The organism is Gemmobacter sp. LW-1, assembly GCF_001303875.1.
In the GTDB taxonomy this organism is placed as follows: Bacteria; Pseudomonadota; Alphaproteobacteria; order Rhodobacterales; family Rhodobacteraceae; genus Gemmobacter; species Gemmobacter caeni.
This window is the reverse complement of sequence record NZ_LJSC01000047.1, coordinates 36311-56455: the sequence shown is the minus strand read 5'-3', so window position 1 is coordinate 56455 and position 20145 is coordinate 36311. Positions and strand designations below refer to the sequence as shown.

The 20145-nt window shown below is 65.8% G+C and carries 17 protein-coding genes; 6 read left to right on the top strand and 11 right to left on the bottom strand.

Translation table 11 applies throughout. The features are described 5' to 3' along the window. Positions 1-19 precede the first annotated feature (19 nt). Positions 20-1369 carry a formimidoylglutamate deiminase gene (locus tag AO684_RS13350; RefSeq protein WP_054303240.1) on the top strand — a complete coding sequence of 450 codons (1350 nt, stop codon included), beginning with the start codon at positions 20-22 and terminating at the stop codon, positions 1367-1369. Between the two features lie 140 nt (positions 1370-1509). On the opposite strand, the gene AO684_RS13345 is transcribed toward AO684_RS13350, so the two are convergent. Further along, the gene (locus tag AO684_RS13345; protein ID WP_054303239.1) at positions 1510-1818 is read right to left on the bottom strand and encodes a monooxygenase; all 309 of its coding nucleotides are present in this window, start codon (positions 1816-1818) and stop codon (positions 1510-1512) included. 31 nt (positions 1819-1849) lie between these two features. Beyond that, a complete protein-coding gene (locus tag AO684_RS13340) occupies positions 1850-2737 on the bottom strand; it encodes a LysR family transcriptional regulator (RefSeq protein WP_054303267.1) in 888 nt (295 codons plus the stop codon). Between the two features lie 100 nt (positions 2738-2837). On the opposite strand from AO684_RS13340, the gene AO684_RS13335 reads away from it, so the two are divergent. From AO684_RS13335 to AO684_RS13315, 5 genes are all read left to right on the top strand, one after another. Beyond that, on the top strand, positions 2838-5279 hold the full coding sequence (locus AO684_RS13335; protein WP_054303238.1) for an FAD-dependent oxidoreductase: 2442 nt from the start codon (positions 2838-2840) through the stop codon (positions 5277-5279). A gap of 78 nt (positions 5280-5357) precedes the next feature. Further along, positions 5358-7808: an FAD-dependent oxidoreductase gene (locus AO684_RS13330; RefSeq protein WP_054303237.1), complete on the top strand. Its 2451-nt coding sequence runs from the start codon at positions 5358-5360 to the stop codon at positions 7806-7808. A gap of 125 nt (positions 7809-7933) precedes the next feature. Continuing rightward, positions 7934-9487, top strand: coding sequence for a trimethylamine methyltransferase family protein (locus AO684_RS13325; RefSeq protein WP_054303236.1), 1554 nt, complete (start codon positions 7934-7936; stop codon positions 9485-9487). Between the two features lie 4 nt (positions 9488-9491). Further along, the gene (locus tag AO684_RS13320; RefSeq protein WP_054303235.1) at positions 9492-10925 is read left to right on the top strand and encodes an aldehyde dehydrogenase family protein; all 1434 of its coding nucleotides are present in this window, start codon (positions 9492-9494) and stop codon (positions 10923-10925) included. Next, positions 10925-11824 carry an NAD(P)-dependent oxidoreductase gene (locus tag AO684_RS13315; protein WP_054303234.1) on the top strand — a complete coding sequence of 300 codons (900 nt, stop codon included), beginning with the start codon at positions 10925-10927 and terminating at the stop codon, positions 11822-11824. The genes AO684_RS13320 and AO684_RS13315 overlap by 1 nt, the downstream gene beginning before the upstream one ends. A 90-nt stretch (positions 11825-11914) precedes the next feature. On the opposite strand, the gene AO684_RS13310 is transcribed toward AO684_RS13315, so the two are convergent. The 9 genes from AO684_RS13310 to AO684_RS13270 form a co-directional block, all read right to left on the bottom strand. Then, positions 11915-12574 (bottom strand): SDR family oxidoreductase, encoded by a 660-nt coding sequence (locus AO684_RS13310; RefSeq protein WP_054303233.1) that lies wholly within the window; start codon positions 12572-12574, stop codon positions 11915-11917. Positions 12575-12698: 124 nt separating this feature from the next. After that, positions 12699-14174, bottom strand: coding sequence for an amidophosphoribosyltransferase (gene purF / locus AO684_RS13305; protein ID WP_054303232.1), 1476 nt, complete (start codon positions 14172-14174; stop codon positions 12699-12701). A gap of 78 nt (positions 14175-14252) precedes the next feature. After that, positions 14253-14849 carry a CvpA family protein gene (locus tag AO684_RS13300; protein WP_054303231.1) on the bottom strand — a complete coding sequence of 199 codons (597 nt, stop codon included), beginning with the start codon at positions 14847-14849 and terminating at the stop codon, positions 14253-14255. A gap of 19 nt (positions 14850-14868) precedes the next feature. Further along, positions 14869-16224: a DNA repair protein RadA gene (gene radA, locus AO684_RS13295; RefSeq protein WP_054303230.1), complete on the bottom strand. Its 1356-nt coding sequence runs from the start codon at positions 16222-16224 to the stop codon at positions 14869-14871. Further along, positions 16224-17201 (bottom strand): LLM class flavin-dependent oxidoreductase, encoded by a 978-nt coding sequence (locus AO684_RS13290; RefSeq protein WP_054303229.1) that lies wholly within the window; start codon positions 17199-17201, stop codon positions 16224-16226. The genes radA and AO684_RS13290 overlap by 1 nt, the downstream gene beginning before the upstream one ends. Next, entirely contained in the window at positions 17198-17614 is a 417-nt protein-coding gene (locus AO684_RS13285) for a paraquat-inducible protein A (protein WP_054303266.1), read from the bottom strand. Before AO684_RS13285 ends, AO684_RS13290 begins: the two co-directional genes overlap by 4 nt. A 43-nt stretch (positions 17615-17657) precedes the next feature. Further along, complete coding sequence (locus AO684_RS13280; RefSeq protein ID WP_054303228.1) at positions 17658-18452, bottom strand: hypothetical protein; 795 nt, start codon at positions 18450-18452, stop codon at positions 17658-17660. A gap of 174 nt (positions 18453-18626) precedes the next feature. Next, positions 18627-19373: an ABC transporter ATP-binding protein gene (locus tag AO684_RS13275; protein WP_054303227.1), complete on the bottom strand. Its 747-nt coding sequence runs from the start codon at positions 19371-19373 to the stop codon at positions 18627-18629. Beyond that, positions 19370-20140, bottom strand: a complete 771-nt coding sequence (locus AO684_RS13270) for an MlaE family ABC transporter permease (RefSeq protein ID WP_369814594.1) — start codon at positions 20138-20140, stop codon at positions 19370-19372. The genes AO684_RS13275 and AO684_RS13270 overlap by 4 nt, the downstream gene beginning before the upstream one ends. Between the last annotated feature and the right edge of the window lie 5 nt (positions 20141-20145).

Sequence of the window (20145 nt, the reverse complement as noted above, 5' to 3'; positions counted from 1 at the left end):
CATCTGTCAAGAGGATGCGATGACGGTGATCTGGGCGGAGACAGCATTGCTGCCGAATGGCTGGGCCGAGGCGGTGCGTGTGGAGATGGCGGAGGGGCGCATTACGTCCGTCACGCCGGGCACCGCGCCAGAAGGGCAGCGGGTCGGCTGCCTGCTGCCCGCCGGGCAGAACCTGCATTCGCACGCATTCCAGCGCGCCATGGCGGGGATGACAGAGCGGCGCGGCGCAGGGCAGGATTCGTTCTGGACCTGGCGGACCCTGATGTATCGCTTCCTCGACCATCTGACGCCCGAGGATGTGCAGGCCATCGCCGCGCTGGTGCAGGTGGAGATGCTGGAGGCCGGTTTTGCCGGGGTCAGCGAGTTTCATTACCTGCATCATCAGCCGGGCGGTGCCCCCTATGCCGATCTGGCCGAAATGTCGGCGCGTATCGTCGCGGCGGCGGCAGAGACCGGCATCGGGCTGACGCTCTTGCCGGTCGCTTACGAACGCGGCGGCTGTGACGGGCGGGCGCTGACCACGGGGCAGTTGCGTTTTGGCAATGCGCCTGATCGCTTCGCCCGGCTGCATCAGGCCGCCGCGAAGGCGGTCGCGACGCTGCCGGACGGCGTGATCGGCGTCGCGCCGCATTCGCTGCGCGCGGTGCGCCCGGAAACCCTGGCCGCGATGCCGGGCTTCGGTGGGCCGGTGCATCTGCATCTGGCCGAACAGGTGGCCGAGGTGGAGGAAGTGCAGGCAGCTTACGGCGCACGGCCGACCGAATGGCTGCTGGCGCATGCACCCGTGGATACGCGCTGGTGCCTGATCCATGCGACGCAGATGCTGCCCGCCGAGACAGAGGCGCTGGCGCGCACGGGCGCGGTGGCGGGGCTGTGCCCGATCACCGAGGCCAATCTGGGCGACGGCATCTTTGACGGAATGCGCTGGCAGGCGGCGGGCGGTGTGTTCGGCGTGGGCTCGGACAGCAATATCCGCATCTCGCAGGCCGAGGAATTGCGGTCCTACGAATATTCGCAGCGTCTGCGTGATCGGGGCCGGGCGATGCTGGCGACCGCCGATGCCTCGAACGGGCGGGTGCTGGTGGAAAGTGCGGCGCGGGGTGGGGCGCAGGCGGGCGGTCGGGCCGCCGGGGCGATTGCGCCAGGGCTGTGGGCCGATCTTCTTGCGCTGGACACCGGCGCGCTGATGCTGGAGGGGCGGCGCGAGGATGCAATACTGGATGCCTGGATTTTCGCGGGCGATGATCGGCTGGTGGCCGATCTGTGGTCCGCAGGGCGTCATGTCGTGCAGGGCGGACGCCATGTGGCGCGCGACAGTATCGAGGCACGCTACCGCGCGGTCATGCGGCGGCTGGTGGGGGTCATGTAATGGCTTCGGGCCTCAAAGGTCCGGCGCGCGCGGGCGACTGGGTCCAGGTCTGGGTTCCGGGTGGGAAGCGGTACAAGGGCGGCTGCCCCCGGTCTCCGGCCACCCTCCGGGATATTTTGTCAGAGTTAAAGAGCCGCGTCTCAGAGGACCGGCGCCTTGTCGATGCGGGACAGCGGTTCATTCACATCAAGGATCAGGCCACGGATGCCGGTGATGCCGAAGCCCTGAAGCCGGGCGGTATGCATGGTCAGATAGGCTTCGGCCTCGGCCCGGCTGGCAAAGCCGTAGATGCCGCCCGCGATGCCCTGCGCCTGATCCTCGGTCCAGTATTTGAACAGGAAGCCCGGCTCGGCTGCGATGGATTGCGCCAGCCCTTCGAAAGCGGAGGCCATTTCGGCACCCCAGGGGCCGGCGTGGGGAAAATCGACCTGAACGAGGGTGACGGGCATCGGGGCCTCCTGCATGGGTTGCAGGGCGAGGCTAGGCGGCGCGGGGCGGGCTGTCCAGTGGCTCGGGGCCTGCGGCGGCGAGGCGGCGGCGTACGATGCGGGTGAGGCGGCGGTGCAGCGGCGAGATGCGGTGCCGCAGGTGCAATGCGGCATAGACCGGCTGGCGCAGCACCGGCGCATCGCTCACCCGGCGAAAATGGCCGCTGGCAACAAGCCCGGTCGCGGTTTTCTCCAGCACATAACCCGCGCCGCCCATCGCGGTCAGCAGGCTGGCGACGGTGGCGCTTTGGCCCACCGAAATGGCGGAACCCGCGAGTTGCGGCGTCACCTCGCGGTGCATCCGTTCGAATGCGGGCGAGAAATGCGCGAAGACAAAACTGTCGGGGCTGACCTGTTCCAGCGTCTCGGCCTCGGACGAGACCATGACATAGGGCACTTCGCCCACGGTTTCGAAATGCAGGTCGGGGTGGGGCTTGGGCGAGAACATCACCGCAAAATCCTGCACCCCGGTCAGCAGGTCGGCGCACATCTGATTGGAGTAATCGGGCTCGATATAAAAGGCGGTTTCCGGCAGGGCGCGGCGGAAATCGGCGACCCATTCGCCGATATGCTGGGCGGCAAGGTCATTCTGGATGCCCAGCCGGATCAGCTGTGCCGCGCGGTCGGGCAGGCGGATGCGGCGGCGCGCCTCGTTCCACTCATGGCGCAGGCTGCGGGCATGGGATTCGAAGCGCCGCCCTTCCATCGTCAGATCGGTGCCTGCGCGGGACCGGGCAAAAAGCCGGGCGCCCAACGCCGCTTCCAGCGCCGCGATCCGGGCCGAGACGGTGCTTTGTGTCACGTCCAGCCGTTCGGCGGTGCGGTTGAAGCTGCGCGTCTCGCAAAGGTCGAGAAACGTGTCCAGAAGGTCGATCTGCATGGCGGCACCGTGATCGGGTTTTCCGATCAATAGGGCGCGTCCGGGTGAATTGAAAGCGCGAAGATGCGGGCCGATACTCCGCCCAAACAGGGAGTGGATCATGGCGGATTTTCCGACGACGGCGCGGGTTGTGATCATCGGGGGTGGGGCGGTCGGGGCCTCGGCGCTTTACCATCTGGCGAAGGCGGGATGGAGCGATTGCGTGCTGCTGGAGAAGAACGAACTGACCGCCGGGTCCACCTGGCATGCGGCAGGCAATGTGCCGACCTTTTCCTCAAGCTGGTCGATCATGAACATGCAGCGCTATTCGGCGCAACTCTATCGCGGCCTTGGGGCCGAGGTCGATTATCCGATGAACTACCATGTCACCGGCTCGGTCCGGCTGGCGCATACGGCGGAACGCTTGCAGGAATTCAAACGTGTCGTCGGCATGGGGCGCTATCAGGGGATGGACCTTGATATCCTGTCGCCTGAGGACATCCGCACGCGCTATCCCTTCCTTGAAACGCACGACCTGACCGGGGCGCTTTACGATCCCTATGACGGCGACATCGACCCGGCGCAGCTGACGCAGGCTTTGGCCAAGGGGGCGCGTTCCATGGGCGCGCGGATCGAGCGCTTCTGTCCGGCGACCGGCGTGCGGCGCGAGGGCGGCGACTGGGTGGTTTCAACGCCGAAGGGCGAGATCCGCTGTGAATTCGTGGTGAATGCTGCGGGTTACTATGCCCGCGAGGTCGGCAAATGGTTTGGCCGCGACGTGCCGATGATGGTGATGAGCCATCAGTACATGCTGTTCGACACCATCCCCGAGATCGAAAGCTGGTCGAAAGAGGTGGGCCACAAGCTGCCGCTGCTGCGCGACGTGGACAGCAGCTATTACCTGCGGCAGGAAAAGTACGGCTTCAACCTTGGCCCCTATGAGCGCAATTGCAAGGCGCATTGGGTGACGAAGGACGATCCCTTCCCCGAGGATTTCAGCTTCCAGCTTTTCCCCGACGATCTGGAGCGGCTGGAATGGTATATCGCCGATGCCATGGCGCGGGTTCCCCTGCTGGAAAAGGCGGCGCTGACCAAGGTGATCAACGGGCCGATCCCTTATACACCGGACGGCAATCCGCTGATCGGGCCGATGCCGGGGGTGCCCAATGCCTTCGAGGCCTGCGTTTTCACCTTCGGCATCTGTCAGGCCGGGGGCGCGGGCAAGGTGCTGGCGGAATGGGTGACCGAGGGCGCGACCGAATGGGACATGTGGTCCTGCGACCCGCGCCGCTTCACCGGCTGGGAAGATCGCGACTATTGCGTGCAGAAAGGGATGGAGGTTTACGGCCACGAATATGCCATCCACTTCCCGCATCATGCCTGGCCTGCGGCGCGCGACCGCCGCCTCAGCCCGGTGCATGCTCAGACCATGGCGCTGGGCGCGCAGTATGGCGCCTATAACGGCTGGGAACGTGCGCTGTGGTATGCGCGGCCGGGCGATGACATATCCGAAGCAGGCACCCAGACCTGGCGTCGCGAAGGTCCCTGGTTCGGCGCGGTGGCCGAGGAATGCGCGGCGGTGCGGGATGCGGCGGGGATTCTGGATCTGCCGGGCTTCTCGCGCTTCCGCCTGACGGGGCCGGGCGCGGCGGAGTGGCTCGCACGGCAGATCAGCGGCAAGGTGCCGTCGGTCGGGCGGCTGGGGCTGGCCTATTTCGCCGATGACAAGGGCCGCATCGTCACCGAGATGTCGGTGGCGCGGCTGGCGGAGGACGAGCTTTGGCTCATCACCGCCGCCACGGCGCAGGCGCATGACCGCGAATGGCTGGAACGCCATCTCGAACCGGGGCTGCGCCTCACCGATGAAAGCGCCGATTGGGCGACGCAGATCCTGACCGGGCCGAATGCGCGCGCCATCCTTGCCGGGGTGGCGGAGGCAGATCTTTCCCGCCCCTGGCTGACCTGGCAGACGGCGGTGATCGCCGGGGCGGATTGCCTGCTGATGCGGGTCAGCTTCGCGGGCGAACTTGGCTGGGAAATCCATTCCCGCAACGCCGATACGCCGCGCATCTGGGAGGCAGTGATGGCCGCCGGCCAAGGGCATGGGCTGAAACCCTTTGGCATGTTTGCGCTCAACAGCCTGCGGGTGGAAAAGGGCTATCGTGCATGGAAAGGCGATCTTTCGACCGATTACACCCTGCTGCAAGGCGGGCTGGAGCGCTTCATCGACTGGTCGAAACCTGCGTTCAGGGGCAAGACGGCGCTGGAGGCGGAAAAGCAGGCGGGGGTCAGCAAGCGTTTTGCCACGCTGGTGATCGAGACCGGCGATTTCGACCCGCCCTATATGTCGACGATCTGGCACGAGGGTCAGGTGGTCGGCGAACTGACCAGTGGCTACTGGGGCCACCGCGTCGGCGCCTGCATCGGGCTGGGCATGATCCGCGCCGATCTGGCGGTGCCGGGCACCGAGGTCGAGGTGGAAATCTTCGGCGAGAAGCTGAAAGCGCGGGTGCAGAAGGATGAACCGCTCTGGGATCCGGCCAATGCGCGGATCCGGGCGTGACGCAAATTTCTTGCAAAGAAATTTGCAAAAGTTTTCGGAAAACTTTTGCCCGCAGGCGGCGGGCGCAGGAGCGGTGACATGACGGAACTTCCGCAAAAGGCGCGGGCGGTGATCATCGGGGGCGGGGTCTCGGGTTGTTCGGTCGCCTATCATCTGGCGAAGGCCGGGTGGCGCGACATCGTGCTGCTGGAGCGCAAGCGGCTGACTTCAGGCACCACATGGCATGCGGCAGGGCTGATCGGGCAGTTGCGCGGTTCCGCCAATATGACGCGGCTGGCGAAATATTCGGCCGATCTTTACGTCCGGCTGGCGCAGGAAACCGGGGTGGAAACGGGGATGCGGCAGGTCGGCTCGATCTCGGTCGCGCTGACGAAGGAACGGCATGAGGAGTTGTTGCGTCAGGCCACGGTGGCGCGCATCTTCGACGTGGCGGTGCACGAGATTTCGCCCGCCGAGGTCAAGGCCATGTATCCGCATCTGAACACCGATGGCGTGGTGGGGGCGGTGCATCTGCCGCTGGACGGGCAATGCGATCCGGCCAATATCGCCATGGCGCTGGCCAAAGGCGCGCGGATGCAGGGCGCGACGATTGCCGAGAACGTCAAGGTCACCGGCGTCACCGAGGCGGCCGAGAATGGCCGCCGTCGCGTCACCGGCGTGTCCTGGCAACGCGGCGAGGAACAGGGCCATATCGCCGCCGATGTCGTCATCAACTGCGGCGGCATGTGGGGCCGCGATCTGGCGGCCTCCAGCGGTGTCACGCTGCCCCTGCATGCCTGCGAGCATTTCTATCTGGTGACGGAAGGCATTGACGGCCTCGGCCATCTGCCGGTGCTGCGGGTGCCGGATGAATGCGCCTATTACAAATCCGATGCGGGCAAGATGATGGTCGGCGCGTTTGAGCCGAAGGCGAAACCCTGGGGCATGGGCGGCATCCGCGAGGATTTCGAATTTGACACCCTGCCAGAGGACTGGGACCATTTCGCGCCGATCCTCGAGATGGCGACCAACCGCATGCCGCTGTTTGAAACGGCGGGCATCCATACCTTCTTCAACGGGCCGGAAAGCTTTACCCCCGATGATCGCTATTATCTGGGGGAGGCGCCGGAACTGGGCGGCTACTGGATTGCGGCGGGCTATAACTCGGTCGGCATCGCCTCCTCCGGTGGGGCGGGCATGGCGCTGGCGCATTGGATCACCGAGGGCGAGGCGCCGTTTGACCTGTGGGAGGTGGACATCCGCCGCGCCCAGCCGTTCCAGAAGAACCGCCGCTATCTGAAAGAGCGGGTGAGCGAGACGCTGGGCCTGCTTTACGCCGATCACTTCCCCTATCGCCAGATGGCCACCGCGCGCGGGGTGCGGCGATCACCGCTGCACGAGCACCTGAAGGCGCGCGGCGCGGTCTTTGGCGAGGTCGCGGGATGGGAGCGGGCGAACTGGTTCGCGGCTGAGGGGCAGGAACGGGACTACCGCTATTCGTGGAAGCGGCAGAACTGGTTTGACAACCAGCGCACCGAACATACGGCGGTGCGGACCGGCGTCGGCCTTTTCGACATGACGAGCTTCGGCAAGATCCGGGTCGAGGGGCGTGATGCGGCGGCTTTCCTCAACCGGGTCTGCGCCAATCAGATCGACGTGGCGCCGGGGCGGATCGTCTATACCCAGATGCTGAATGAACGCGGCGGCATCGAAAGCGACCTGACGGTGACGCGGCTTTCGGAAACCGCCTTCCTGCTGGTGGTGCCGGGGGCGACGCTGCAACGCGATCTGGCCTGGCTGCGGCGGCATCTGGGCGAGGATTTCGCGGTCATCACCGATGTGACGGCGGGTGAGGCGGTGCTCTGCCTGATGGGGCCGCAAGCGCGGGCGGTGATGGAGCGGGTCAGCCCGAACGATTTTTCCAACGCCGCGCATCCCTTCGGCACTGCGCGCGAAATCGAGATCGGCATGGGCCTCGCCCGCGCGCATCGGGTGACTTATGTGGGCGAACTGGGCTGGGAGATCTATGTGCCGACCGATCAGGCCGCGCATGTCTTCGAGGCGCTGGAGGAAGCCGCGCCGGAGATGAAGCTGTGTGGCCTGCATACGCTCGACAGTTGCCGCATCGAAAAGGCGTTCCGCCACTTCGGCCACGATATCACCGACGAGGATCATGTGCTGGAAGCGGGCCTTGGCTTTGCAGTGCGGACCTCGAAACCCGGTTTCATCGGGCGCGAGGCGGTGCTGCGGAAAGAAGAGGCCGGGCTTTCGCGCCGCATGGTTCAGTTTCGCCTGAAAGACCCCGAACCGCTGCTGTTCCATAACGAAGCCATCGTGCGGGATGGCCGGATCGTCGGGCCGGTGACCAGCGGCAACTATGGCCATGCGCTCGGTGGGGCCATCGGCATGGGCTATGTGCCCTGCGCGGGCGAGAGCGAGGCGGAGGTTCTGGCCTCGCGCTACGAGATCGAGGTGGCGGGGGTGCGACATGCGGCCGAGGCCTCGCTGGTGCCGATGTATGATCCGAAGGCCGCACGGGTGCGGATGTAGGGCTATCTGAACCGAATCCGGGGGGCTGTCTGCCCCGTCGGACTGAAGAAAAGCCGGGGGGCTGTCTGCCCCCCGGACCCCCCGAGGATATTTTTGCCAAGATGAAGGCAGGGCAGGAGCGTGCGATGAGTGAACCGGGAGAAGTTTGCGAACCGTCGCGGGCGCGGCGGTCAGGTGGGCGGGCGGCGCGGGTGGCGGTGCGGGCGGCGCCGCTGGCCGAGGCGCTGCGGCCGGTGCGGGCCGGGATGCCGGGTGGGCGTTACCGGCCGCTGAGCGATGCCGGTGTGGCGAAGATCCATGCGCAGGCGCTGGAGGCGCTGGAGGTCATCGGGCTGGCCAATGCGCCCGCCAGCGGGGTCGAGATCCTGACCGGGGCCGGGGCGGTGCTGGGCGATGACGGGCGCATCCGTTTCCCGCGCGCGCTGGTCGAGGATATGCTGGCGGTCGCCGCGCGCGACCTGACGCTGTATGGCCGGGATGAGAAATACGACCTGCATCTGAGCGGCTCCAACGTGCATTTCGGCACGGCGGGGGCGGCGGTGCATATCGTCGATCCGGTGACTTTGGACTATCGCGAGTCGACGGCGCAGGATCTGTATGATGCTGCGCGGCTGGTACAGAACCTCGACAACATCCATTTCTACCAGCGCACCATGGTCTGCCGCGATGTGGTGGACAATTTCGACATGGATGTGAACACGCTCTATGGCTGTCTTGCGGGTACGCGCAAGCATGTCGGCACCTCGTTCAGCGACCCGAGCCATGTGGCGGGCTGTTTCGACCTGCTGCATATGGTGGCAGGCGGCGAGGAGGCGTGGCGCGCGCGGCCTTTTGTCAGCAATTCCAATTGCTTTGTCGTACCGCCGATGAAATTCGCCGAAGAAAGCTGCATGGTGATGGAGGATTGCGTGCGGCGGGGGATGCCGGTCCTGCTGCTGTCTGCCGGGCAGGCCGGGGCGACAGCGCCCGCCCCCATCGCGCTGGCCATCGTGCAGGCCATGGCGGAATGTCTGGCCGGGGTGGTCTATGTCAACGCCATCCAGAAGGGCGCGCCCGCGATCTTCGGCACCTGGCCCTTTGTCAGCGATCTGCGCACCGGCGCCATGTCGGGCGGTAGCGCAGAACAGGCGCTGCTGACAGCGGGCTGCGCGCAGATGCACCGCTTCTACAACCTTCCCGGCGGTGCCGCCTCGGGCATCACCGACAGCAAGCTGCCCGACATGCAGGCGGGATGGGAACAGGGCATCACCAATACGCTGGCGGGCCTGTCCGGGCTGAACATGTGCTACGAATCGGTCGGGATGCATGCCTCGCTGCTGGGCTTCTGTCTGGAAAGCCTGATCATGGGGGATGACATTCTGGGGCAGGTCATGCGGCTGGTGCGCGGCATCGACGTGACCGAGGATTCCACCTCGATCGACGCGATGAAAGAGGCCTGTCTGGGCGGGCCGGGGCATTACCTCGGCTCTGGCCAGACGCTGAGTCTGATGCAGACAGAATATGTCTATCCGGTCGTCGGCAATCGCATGTCTCCGAAGGAATGGAACGAGGCAGGCAAGCCGGTGTTGCTCGACCGGGCGATTGCGCGCAAGAATGACATCCTCGCCAAGGCCGGTTGCCAGATCGCCCCAGAGGTTGATGCCGCCATCCGCGCTCGTTTCAACATCCATTTCCGGTGATGCCATGATCCCTGCGAACCTGCTGAAATTCTATATCGACGGTGCATGGGTCGACCCTCTGGGGGGCGAGCGTATCGGGGTGGAAAACCCGGCGACCGAAGAGATCGTGGCCGAGGTGGCGCTGGGCTCCGAGGCGGATGCCGACCGTGCCATTCTGGCCGCGCGCGCAGCTTTCGACAGCTATACCGCCACGCCGCTGGCGGATCGTATTGCTTTGGTTCGCCGCGTGCTGGAGGTCTACAACAGCCGCTACGAGGATTTCGCGCAGGCGATGAGCCTTGAGATGGGCGCGCCGATCGAATGGGCGCGCGGCGCGCAGGCCTGGGCGGGGCAGGTGCATATCGAAAGCACCATCACCGCCGCCGAGGAAATGGTCTGGGAATATTCGCGCGGCAATACGCGGATCATTTACGAAGGCATCGGGGTCTGCGCGCTGATCACGCCGTGGAACTGGCCGATGAACCAGATCGCCTGCAAGGTGGCGCCCGCGCTGATCGCCGGTTGCACCATGGTGTTGAAGCCCTCGGAAATCGCACCGCTGTCTGGCACGCTGTTTGCCGAGATCTGCCACGAGGCGGGCGTGCCGAAGGGCGTGTTCAACATGGTGAACGGCAACGGCCCGGTGGTCGGTGCGCGGATGAGCAGCCACCCCGAGGTGGATATGGTCAGCTTCACGGGGTCCACGCGCGCGGGCACGGCTGTCGCGGCGGCGGCGGCGCCCACGGTGAAACGCGTGGCGCAGGAACTCGGCGGCAAATCGGCCAATATCATCCTGCCCGGCGCCGATCTGGCGGCGGCGGTCAGCGGTGGGGTCGAGGGCTGCTTTGGCAATACCGGACAAAGCTGCGACGCACCGACCCGGATGTTCGTGCCGCGCGTGCAGCATGACGCGGCGCTGGAGATCGCGGCGGGGGCGGCGGCGGCCGTTGTCGTCGGCGACCCGCGCGACAGTGCCACCACGATGGGGCCGCTGGTCAGCCGCATGCAATTCGACAAGGTGCAGGCGCTGATCGAAAAGGGCATCGCCGAAGGTGCCACGCTGGTCTGCGGCGGGCCGGGGCGGCCCGAGGGTGTCAATCGCGGCTGGTTTGCCCGGCCGACGATCTTTGGCAATGTCACCAATGACATGACCATCGCGCGCGAGGAGATCTTTGGCCCGGTGCTGGCCATTCTGCCCTATGATACGGTGGATGAGGCCGTCGCCATGGCCAATGACACGCCCTATGGCCTTGCCGCCTATGTGCAGGGGCCCGAGGCCGAGGCGCGCGCTGTTGGGCGGCGGCTGCGGGCAGGGCAGGTGAGCCTCAACTACCCCGACTGGGACACGTTCGCGCCCTTCGGCGGCTACAAGCAATCGGGCAATGGCCGCGAATATGCGGGCTGGGGCATCCATGACTTCTGCGAGGTCAAGGCGCTGGTCGGATACGGAGAGGCATGATGCGCTACGGTTATGTCGGACTGGGCAATCTGGGCGGGCATCTTGCGGCCAGCCTGATCGGCGCGGGCTTCGATGTGACGGTCTACGACCGTAACCCGGCGCTGTCCGAACGCCACCGCGCGATGGGCGCGCGGGTGGCCACCTCGGCGGCGGAACTGGCGGCAGAGGTGGATCACGTTTTCACCTGCCTGCCCTCGCCGCAGATCAGCGAGACCGTGCTGGCGCAGATCCTGCCCGTGATGAAACCCGGCGCGCACTGGATCGAGAATTCCACGCTCGGCCGCGACGATGTGCTGCGGCTGGGCCAGCTGGCGGCGGACCAGGGCGTCGCCATGCTGGAGGCGCCGGTCACCGGCGGCGTGCATCTGGCGGCGCGCGGCCAGATCACCGTTCTGGTGGGGGGCGAGCCTGCGCTTTACGAGACGCACAAGCCTGCGCTGGATGCCATCGGCGGGCAGCATTTCCACATGGGGCCGCTGGGCAGCGCGGCGGTGATCAAGGTCATCACCAATATGCTGGCTTTCATCCATCTGGTCGCCGATGGCGAGGCGCTGATGCTGGCCAAACGCGGCGGGCTGGACCTGAAAACCGCGTGGGAGGCGATCCGGGCCTCATCCGGCAACAGTTTCGTGCATGAGACCGAGGGCCAGCTGATCCTGAACGGCAGCTATGACATCGCCTTCACCATGGATCTGGCGCTGAAGGATCTGGGCTTTGCCATGGGCTTCGGCCGCGAATTTGGCGTGCCGCTGGATCTGGCCTCGCTGGTGAACCAGACCTTCCTGAAGGGCAAGGCCGCCTATGGCGGCAGCGCGCAATCGTCGCAGATCGTCAAGCTGCTGGAAGATCTGCTGGGCACCGACCTGCGCGCCGAAGGCTTCCCGGCTCGGCTGGAATAGGCATTTTCTGTCTGAAAATATCCTCGGGGGAGTCGCCGCAGGCGACGGGGGCAGACAGCCCCCGCTCTGCGGTTTCCGAGGGCACTACGGTCAGATCAGCGCGACCAGACGCGCCGCCTCGGCCCGCACATCGGCCAGCGGGCTGCGGTCCTCGCCGGGGTGGAAACGCGCGCGGGTGGCGGTGGCCATCGGTGCGGGCGTTTCGATCAGCACGCGCGGCCCGACCTTGGCGGCCTCGGCCTGCCAGGACCGCGCCAGCGCGATCTGCGCTGCCTTGGTGGCACCATAAGCGCCGTAATACATCTCGCCGCCATGCGGATCGTCAAGGAACAGCGCCGTTGCCCGGTCGGAGCCGCGCAGCAGCGGCTCCATCATCGGAATCAGAACGCCGGTCGCCCGCACATTGGTGGCGATGGATTTGTCCCAGTCCTTCACATCAAGGAAGTTCGCCGGGGCCAGCGGGGCCGCATGGATGGCGGTATGGACCCAGAGATCGGCATGGCCCCAGCGGTCATAGACCGCGCGGCAGAGATGGGCCATGGCGTCGTCATTGGTGATGTCCATGGGGGCAAGGGTCAGCTCGCCCGCGCCGGGCTGGCGGGCGGCTTTCACCCGGTCATCCACCTCTTCCAGCCCGCCGGTGGTGCGGGCCACGGCGACGACATGCCAGCCCCGGCAGGCCAGTTCCTCGGCGATGGCGGCGCCGAGGCCGCGCGAGGCGCCGGTGACGATTGCGATGCGTTGGCTCATCGGGGTGACCTCCAGCCGGGGGAATGTGTTTGCCCCCGGGGGTTTCACACCCCCGGACGCCCGTGGGATATTTGAGCCAAGATGAAAGGACAAGAGCGGCGGCTGCGACGCGGCCGCGCAGGTCTTATTCGGCGGCCTTCATCTCGAAGCCTTCGGCGATCTTGTCCGAAGGGGCTATGGGATATTCGCCCGAGAAACAGGCGTCGCAGAATTTCGGCGATTTCGGATCGCGGCCCGCGGCCTCGCCCGCCGCGCGATAAAGCCCGTCGAGCGAGATGAACTTCAGGCTGTCGACGCCGATCCAGTCGCGCATCTCGTCTTCCGTCATGGTGGCGGCAAGGAGCTTCGAACGCTCGGGCGTGTCGACACCGTAGAAGCACGGCCAGGCGGTCGGCGGCGAGGCGATGCGGAAATGCACCTCGGCGGCGCCTGCGTCGAGGATCATGTCCTTGATCTTGCGCGAGGTGGTGCCGCGCACCACCGAATCGTCCACAAGGATCACCCGCTTGCCCCGGATCAGGGCGCGGTTCACGTTCAGCTTCAGCCGCACACCCATGTTGCGGATGGCGTCCGTCGGCTCGATGAAGGTCCGGCCCATGTATTGATTGCGGATGATCCCCATGGCGTAGGGGATGCCGGATTGCTGCGAATAGCCGATGGCGGCGGGGGTGCCGCTGTCCGGGACCGGGCAGACCAGATCGGCCTCGACCGGGGCTTCCTTGGCCAGCTCCACGCCGATCTGGCGGCGGGTTTCATAAACCGAGCGGCCTTGCAGGATCGAATCGGGGCGCGAGAAATACACCTGTTCGAAGATGCAGAAGCGCGAGGGGGCCTGATTGAAGGGGCGGGTGCTTTCGACCTTGTTGCCCTCGATCACCACCATCTCACCCGGCTCGATCTCGCGCACGAACTCGGCGCCGATGATGTCAAGCGCGCAGGTTTCGGACGAGAGGGCCCAGCCGCTGTCGCCGATCCGGCCCAGCACCAGCGGGCGCACGCCATGCGGGTCGCGCACGCCGATCAGCTTGGTCCGCGTCATGGCGACCACCGAGAAGGCGCCCTCCACCCGGCGCAGCGCATCCTTGATGCGTTCGGCGATGTTCTTCTGGATCGAGCGCGCCATCAGGTGAATGATGCATTCGCTGTCCGAGGAAGACTGGAAGATGGAGCCGCGCTCGATCAGTTCCTTGCGCAGCTGCGCGGCATTGGTCAGGTTGCCGTTATGCGCGATGGCCGCGCCGCCCATGGAAAATTCGCCAAAGAAGGGCTGCACATCGCGGATCGCGGTCGCGCCTTTCGACCCGGCGGTGGAATAGCGCACATGGCCGATGCCTATGGCGCCGGGCAGGGTGGCCATGACATCAGCGCGGGTGAAGTTATCGCGCACATAGCCGAAGCGACGGGCCGAGTTGAAGCCCTGTTCCGGGTCATAGGTGACGATGCCACCGGCCTCCTGCCCGCGATGTTGCAGGGCATGCAGGCCGAGCGCCACGAAATTCGCGGCATCGCTGACGCCGGTCACGCCGAAGACGCCGCATTCTTCCTTGAGCTTGTCGCCGTCCTCGACGGGGTCGAAAGGGGTGCCGGGGATGGCGCGCATGGTGGCTCTCCGAATCCGAGGGGGGCTTTCGCGCCCCATGTAATGCGAAGGGGCGTGAGTGTCACGCCCCTTACACATTCAGTTGTTCGTCGCCGGGGCCTCTGGCGCGGCGGGTTCCGCCGGTGCCGCACAGATACTCACCAGCCCTTCGTATTTGCTGACGATCCAGCCCGGCGCGTCCGAGGGGATCTGATCGTCGATATTGCCCTGGAACGAGGCAAAGACCTTGGCCGAGCGCGAGTTGTCGACCATGGGGATGGAATTGGAGGCCACCGCGCGGTCGTAGACGATGAAGGCGATGGCGACCAGCACGACACCCCGCACCACGCCGAACAGGAAACCGAGGCCCTGGTCAAGGCCGCCCAGCATCGTCTGGTTCACCCAGCCCGACAGCAGCGGCGTGAAGATCGCGGCGACCACAAGGCCAACGGCGAAGACGGCGGCGAAGGCGGCGATGACCGAAAGTTCGCAGCTGTCCGCCAGCATCTGGCCGACGACCGGCAGTTCCTTGACCAGCGGTTGTGCCTCGGCGGCAAACAGATAGGCCAGCAGCGCCGCGCCAATCCAGCCAAGGATGGCCATGGCCTCGCGGATCAGGCCGCGCGAATAGGCGAGGATCGCCGACAGCACGATGACCCCGGCCACCACGCCGTCAATGATGGTGAAACCTTCCATTCCCGTCTCCCCTCGGGGCTTATCCCGCCCCGAACATTTCGCCGACAAGCGCCGTCAGATCGGCCATCTCGCGCAGGCGCATTCCCTCGGCCTGCCCGGATTTCGACCGGGCGGGCAGTGTCGCCTGTGAAAAACCAAGTTTCGCCGCTTCTTTCAACCTGTTTTCGGTCTGGCCCACCGGGCGCAGGGCACCTGACAGCGAGATTTCCCCGAAAAGCACCATGTCGGGCGGAATTGCCACATCCTCGCGCGCGCTCAGAAGCGCTGCGGCCACGGCCATATCGGCGGCGGGTTCTGTGACGCGCATGCCGCCCGCGACGTTGAGAAACACATCCAGCCCGGCGAAGGGGATGCCGCAGCGCGCCTCCAGCACCGCGAGGATCGTGGAAAGCCGCCCCGAATCAAGCCCGACCACCGTGCGGCGCGGCGTGCCGAGGTTGGAGGGCGCGACCAGTGCCTGAATTTCGGTCAGCACCGGGCGTGTGCCCTCGATCCCGGCGAAAACGGCGGAACCGGGGGTGGCGGCCTCGCGGTCTGACAGGAACAGGGCCGAGGGGTTCAGCACTTCGGTCAGCCCGTCGCCTGCCATTTCGAACACACCAATTTCATCGGCGGGACCAAAGCGGTTCTTCACCGCGCGCAGGATGCGGAACTGGTGGCCGCGCTCGCCCTCGAAGTAAAGCACGGTGTCGACCATGTGTTCCAGCACACGGGGACCGGCGATGGCGCCTTCCTTCGTCACATGGCCCACGATCACCACCGCCGTGCCGCGGCGTTTGGCGAAGTTTACCAACTCATGCGCGGCGGCACGGACCTGGCTGACAGATCCGGGGGCGCTTTCGACATTATCGAGCCACATGGTCTGGATCGAATCGATGATCGCCAGCGCAGGGCGTTCGGTATCCAGCGTGGTCAGGATGTCGCGCAGGTTGGTTTCGGCTCCAAGGCCGACAGGCGCCTGTTGCAGGCCAAGGCGTTGCGCTCGCATCCGAACCTGCGCCGCCGCTTCCTCGCCCGAGATATACAGGCATTTCAGACCCTTGCGGGCGAAACTGGCGGCGGCTTGCAGAAGCAGTGTCGATTTGCCGATGCCCGGATCGCCACCGACCAGAATGGCCGAGGCGGGGACAAGGCCGCCGCCCAGCACGCGATCCAGCTCGCCAATGCCGCTTTGGGCGCGGGGCGGCGGGGCTTCCTCGGTCGCCAGATCGGTCAGGGGGATGGTGCGGCCGCGCGCCGTGGGTTTTGGTCCGGCGGAGAGGGCTGCTTCCTCGGCGATGGAGTTCCACGCCCCGCAGGCGTCGCATTTGCCCGCCCATTTGGTATAGGCCGCCCCGCAGGCGGAACAGACGTAGCTGACCGTTGCTTTCGCCATCAGAACCACGCCTCGGCGGTCAGGGTCAGCGAGCGCTTGCGCGCCTCGAAATCCCAGGTGTCGGTGACGAGGATCAGCTCATCCGCCTGCGTGGCGGCCACGATTCCCTCCAGCCCCGCGCGCACCTGATCCGGCGTGCCGACGGCATGGCTGCTGAGCATGGCCGCCACATGCGCCTCTTCGCGCGGCGTCCAGTCCAGATCGCCGGGCGGCATCTGATAGCGGCGGTTGTTGCGGATCAGGCCCAGAAAGCCCTTCTGCATCGTGGTGAACAGATGCCGCGCCTCGGTCTCGGTTTCCGCACAGACCACATTGGCAGCAACGATGGCATGCGGCGCCTTCAGCCGGTCCGAGGGCTTGAAATGCGCGCGGTAAAGATGCAGCGCCTCATGCAATGCCGCAGGGGCGAAATGCGAGGCGAAAGCATAGGGCAGGCCCAGTTCGGCGGCCAGCATGGCGCCGAAATGCGACGAGCCGAGGATGATGGCCTGCACTTCGGTCCCGGCGGCGGGCACGGCGGTGATGCCCAGGTTGTTTTCGGCGGCGAACCAGCCCATCAGCTCCACCACATCCTGCGGGAAATGATCGGCCCCGTGCGGGTCGCGGCGCAGCGCGCGGATCAGCGTCGCGCCATCGGTGCCCGGCGCGCGGCCAAGGCCAAGGTCGATCCGGCCGGGGAACAGCTGCGCCAGCGTGCCGAATTGTTCGGCCACCACATAGGGCGCGTGATTGGGCAGCATGACGCCCCCGGCACCGATGCGGATGCGCGAGGTTGCGGCGCCCACATGGGCGATAACCACGGGCGTCGCGGCCGAGGCGACGCCGACCATATTGTGGTGCTCTGCCACCCAGTAACGATCAAACCCGAGCGACTCGACATGCGCTGCGATTCCCGCCGCATTGCGCAATGCCTGTGCAGGCCCCTGATCCTCGCGCACACGGGTCAGATCAAGCAGCGACAGCGGGGGACGGGTCATTTCGGGCTCCGTAGAAACAGCGAGATCAGGATGAGGGCGGTGAACAGGTAAAGTCCCCATGCCACCTCGACAGTGGCAAGCCCTACGCCCTTCACGATCACGACATAAAGCGCGATCAGGAACACATCGGCCATGGCCAGCTTTCCCAGCACGGCCAGTGCCGGTTCGGCGCGCACGTCCAGCAGGCCGAAATCGCGAAGGGCCCGCCCGAGAACCTTCATCATGGGCGCGAAGACCGCGCAGAAAGTGACCACAAGTGCCAGAACCGCATCGCTTTTCCACAGCGATTGCAGACCGGAAATGACCGAGATTTCCGAAAGGCCGAAGACCGGCAACAGGCCGGCCCGCAGAAGGGGCGCGAACCACGACACCGGAAACAGCAGGGCAAGGGCAAGGTTGAGGGCGCGCGACATGGCCGCGACCATGGGGGCAAATGCAACCCGCCGCAAGATGCGGTCAGTGCAGCCCGTCGCTCTTCGGCCCGTCGGTCTTGCCGTTGTGCAGCGCCAGCGGCACCACATTCGCCTCGCGTGGTTCGTCGAAATCATAGCCGAGAGAGGGCAGCACCTCGCGCAGATCGGCCTCCAGCCGGCGAATCTGGGTATGGTTGCGGCGTTCCTCGGCCTCCACATCGGTCAGCCAGCGCTTTAGCTCATCGCAGGTCATGCGCGCCAGCTTGATGCGTTCGGACAGCAGGTCGGCATCGGACTGCCGCGCCTTCAGGAATTCGCGGGCACGGTTCACCTTGTCGTCGGAATAGGCGCGGGCCAGATCGCGCGACTGGAAGGACATCTGCGCCGCCAGTTCCAGAAGTTCGGGTTCAACATGGCGCAGATCGGGGTGCTTGCGCAGCAGTTCCATCCGCTGTCGCATGGATTCGAACTCGTTCGACAGGCTGAACACGCCTGTCCGGTCGGCGGCATGGGCAAGGCTGTAGGCGCGCTTCACATCCTCCATCCCGATCTGGAAAGAGCGGTGGCTCTTCTCCAGCCGCAGCATCCGGGTATTGGCCGGGATGAAGAAGCAGATGCAGAGCATCAGGAGGGTCAGCGCCAGTTGCACCCACATGCCGGCATCGGGCAGGGGCACATCTCCCCATGCCAGTGTCATGCTCGGCCATGGCATCTGGCCAAGCGCCGCCAGCAGACTGGAAAGGCAGAGGAAAGCGGTGACCGAGACGATGGCCCCGAAGGCGAGGGATTGCGCAACGCCCTGGGCCTGCCGGACCAGAGGACCGTGACTGTCGAACATGCGAAACCCCCGTTAACGAATTTGTTCCAGAATTCCGCTCAATGCCTCAAAGGCAACACATTTTCGCCATGATTGCGGAAAACGCCTGAAAAATCCAGTGGATCGCATGTATTGTTTCCATGCCGGAAACGTGCGCCGCAACCTGGGCGGGAAATTTGCCGGAGGAGTGCTGGCTCAGCGCAGCGATTCGATGGGGCCTTCGGCGCGGCCATGGATGAATTGCTGGACGTAAGGGTCTGGCGTCGCGTCCATTTCCGATACAGGCCCGGTCCATCGTACTTTGCCGCCATGCAGCATTGCCACATTGTCGGCGATGGCCCGGACCGAGGACATATCGTGTGTGATCGTCATGGCGGTCGCACCCATCTCGGTCACGATCTCGCGGATCAGATCATTGATGACACCCGACATGATCGGGTCCAGCCCGGTGGTTGGCTCGTCGAAGAAGATGATCTCCGGCTCGGCTGCGATGGCGCGGGCAAGGCTGACACGCTTCTGCATGCCGCCCGAAAGCTCGGCGGGGTAGAGGTCGGCCACATGCGGACCAAGCCCGACGCGGCGCAGCTTTTCAATGGCGATCTCGCGCGCCTCGGTCTTGGAGCGTTTCAGCGTGCCGCGCAGCAGGCGGAAGGCGACATTTTCCCAGATGCGCATGCTGTCGAACAGCGCGCCGCCCTGAAACAACATGCCGAACCGCGCGAGAAAGGCATCGCGGTCGCCCCGCGTCACATCCTGCCCGTCCAGCGTAATCTGCCCCGCATCCGGCGTCACCAGCCCGAGAATGCATTTCAGCAGCACCGACTTGCCGGTGCCCGAGCCACCGATGATGACCATGGAGGTGCCGCTGGCAATGGTCAGATCCACGCCGCGCAACACCTTGTTGCTGCCGAAGGTCTTGTGGACGCCGGAAAGCTCGATCATGAGAAGAACAGCTCCGTCAGCAGGTAGTTTGCCGCGAAGATCAGCACCGAGGCAGACACCACGGCGGCCTTGGTCGCAGCCCCCACACCCTGCGCGCCACGACCCGAATGCATGCCGTGATAGCAGCCCATCAGCGCCACCAGAAATCCGAAGGCCGCGCCCTTGAACAGGCCCGACGACACGTCCCAGACCTCAAGGAAATCCATGGTGTTCTTCAGATAGGCGGCCGAATTGAAATGCAGCCGGTTCACCCCGACCAGCCAGCCGCCCATGATGCCGATGGCATCGCCCACGCCCACCAGCACCGGCACCGCCAGCGTGGCCGCGACGACGCGGGGCACGGCAAGGTATTTCAGCGGGTTGGTGGACAGGGTGACCAGCGCGTCAATCTGTTCGGTCACCTTCATCGTGCCGATTTCCGCCGCGATGGAGGAGGCGACGCGCGCCGCCACCATCAGACCGCCCAGCACCGGCCCCAGCTCGCGCACCATGCCGATGGCCACGATGGCGGGCACCACCGCCTCGGCGCTGAAGCGCGCGCCGCCGGCATAGATCTGCAAGGCCAGCGCGCCGCCGGTGAAAAGGGCGGTCAGGCCCACCACGGGCAGGGAAAACCAGCCGATCTGCATCAGCGCATGAAAGAACTCGCGCGGATACCATGGCGGGCGGAAGATGTGGCTGACCACCTGCGCGGCAAAGATCGCCACCCGGCCCAGATGCGCCAGCAGGCCCAGCGTCACGCGCCCCAGCGCGGCAACCGGCGACAGAAGGC